This is a genomic window from Streptomyces sp. SID5910, assembly GCF_009862125.1.
Taxonomy (GTDB): domain Bacteria; phylum Actinomycetota; class Actinomycetes; order Streptomycetales; family Streptomycetaceae; genus Streptomyces.
Window position 1 is genome coordinate 1 of sequence record NZ_WWHX01000943.1, and the last position, 2,204, is coordinate 2,204.

At 71.4% G+C, this 2,204-nt stretch carries 2 protein-coding genes and 1 tRNA gene; 2 read left to right on the plus strand and 1 reads right to left on the minus strand.

Going from position 1 to position 2,204, the window contains the following annotated elements; all coding sequences use genetic code 11:
* The first annotated feature begins 234 nt into the window (after window positions 1–234).
* Window positions 235–1,077 carry a dioxygenase family protein gene (locus tag GTW67_RS33620; protein ID WP_161168517.1) on the plus strand — a complete coding sequence of 281 codons (843 nt, stop codon included), beginning with the start codon at window positions 235–237 and terminating at the stop codon, window positions 1,075–1,077.
* Between the two features lie 86 nt (window positions 1,078–1,163).
* Here the strand turns inward: GTW67_RS33620 and GTW67_RS33625 are convergent.
* Window positions 1,164–1,250 (minus strand) — tRNA-Leu (locus tag GTW67_RS33625).
* A 518-nt stretch (window positions 1,251–1,768) separates the two neighbouring features.
* Here GTW67_RS33625 and GTW67_RS33630 point away from each other — a divergent pair.
* The coding region (locus GTW67_RS33630; protein WP_161168518.1) for a DUF3662 domain-containing protein at window positions 1,769–2,204 on the plus strand (436 nt) is incomplete at its 3' end.

Consider the following 2,204-nt stretch of genomic DNA (forward strand, 5'->3'; position numbering starts at 1 on the left):
ACCCCCGCCCCACCGACCGCCCCCACCCCCCATAACGCCAGGCAGAGGGCGGAACAGGAGGTCCCCGCGGCACGCCCGCGCGCCTTACCGTTTCGGCGATCACCACGGGAGCGCGTCCCTCGGGACACTGCCTGCCCCGCGCCCGGGGGCCGCGCTCCGTGTCATGCACATCCCGCCCAGCTTCCCCAGGGGCTGCCCCCCACCGCGAAGACCGAGGAGCCCGAGGAGCCCGCCATGACACCCACCACCCCCGACGATCCGGGCGCCGAGCCCGGCATCAGCCGCAAGACCCTGCTCAGGGCGGCCGTCGCCGCCGGAGCCGCCGTCCCGCTGCTCGCCACCGGCGCCGTCGCCCTCGCCCGGGACTCCGCCGGCGCCCCGGGCACGGCCCTGACGCCGACGCCCTTCTGCGACGACGGCGACGACCCCACGCCCGACCAGATCGAGGGCCCGTACTTCAAGCCCAACTCCCCGCTGCGCACCGACCTGGTCACCGCGGGCACCGCCGGCACCCGGCTGACCGTCAGCGGCTACGTCTTCGGCCGCAACTGCGTCCCCCTGCCCGGCGTCCTGCTCGACTTCTGGCAGGCCGACAACGCGGGCGCCTACGACATGGCCGGCTACACCTTCCGCGGCCACCAGTTCACCGACTCCACCGGCGCCTTCACCCTGCGCACGATCGTCCCCGGGCTCTACCCGGGCCGCACCCGGCACATCCACGTCAAGGCGCAGGCGCCCGGCGAGCCCGTGCTGACCACCCAGCTGTACTTCCCCGGCGAGCCGCGCAACAGCACGGACACCCTCTTCGACCCGGCGCTGCTCATGAACGTCCGCACCGTGGGCGGCGGCAAGGAGGGCACCTTCGACTTCGTGCTGAACGTGGACGGCGACCCCGGCCCGGGCACCCCCACCGACCCGCCCACCGACCCGCCGGGCGGCACCTGGGCCCCCGGCCGCGCCTACGCCGCCGGCGACCGCGTGACGTACGGCTCCGCCGCGTACCGCTGCCTCCAGGGCCACACGTCCATGACCGGCTGGGAGCCGCCCAACGTGCCCGCTCTGTGGCACCGCGAATGACCCCGCCCCCGTGAGACCTTCCTCACAGCACCCCGTGGCCGAGCATGCGAAAGCCCCCCAGGTCTGGGACCTGGGGGGCTTTCGGCTGGTGCGCGAGGGGGGAGTTGAACCCCCACGCCCTTTCGGGCACTGGAACCTGAATCCAGCGCGTCTGCCTATTCCGCCACCCGCGCATTGGGTGTGTCCTCGGGCTCCGTTCCTTTCGGCCCGGCGCCTTCCGACATCCAGAACATTAGCACGCTGTACGGGGTCGATTCACATCCCTTGTTCGCCGGTGGACGGCCCCTTCCGGGGCCCGCCGGGCACTCGTACCGGCCCGTACCCGTTCACGTATCAACCTCGTACCGGTCCCAGCCGTCTCCCCAGGAGCCGGTAGGGGTCCACAGTCAGGTGCGGGACACTGGTCCACGGCCGCCTCTACGATCCTGGGCATGAGGACCTGCGGGAGCAGCTTCGAACAGCCGGGGGAGTTCGAAGAGGAGCTCCAGCGGGAACTCCGAGAGGCGTCGACACCCGTCGACGGGGCCGACAGGGGGAACCAGCCGATCGACCGGCGCGTGGATACGATCAGTAAGCAGTACCAGGTGGACAGTGCGCGGACACGCGGCACGACAAGCGGCACGACGAGCAGTACGCAAGGCAGCAGTACGCAAGGCAGTGGACAGGACGGCAGCGACGGAGGAGGTGCCCCATGGGAGTCCTGAAGAAGTTCGAGCAGCGTCTCGAAGGTCTGGTCAACGGCACCTTCGCGAAGGTGTTCAAGTCCGAGGTGCAGCCCGTGGAGATCGCAGGAGCGCTCCAGCGCGAGTGCGACAACAACGCGACCATCTGGAACCGCGACCGCACCGTCGTGCCCAATGACTTCATCGTCGAGCTGAGCACGCCCGACTTCGAGCGCCTCAGCCCCTACTCCGGCCAGCTCGGCGACGAGCTCGCCGGGATGGTGCGCGACTACGCCAAGCAGCAGCGCTACACCTTCATGGGCCCCATCAAGGTCCACCTGGAGAAGGCGGACGACCTCGACACCGGTCTGTACCGGGTCCGCAGCCGTACGCTCGCCTCCTCCAGCAGCCAGCAGGGCGGCCCGGGCCCCGCGGGACCCGCCGCGCCCCCCGCCCCCTCCGGAC

Coding starts and splice junctions, on each gene's coding strand:
- GTW67_RS33620 (WP_161168517.1), top strand. CDS start 235: ATGACACCCACCACCCCCGACGATCCGGGCGCCGAGCCCGGCATCAGC.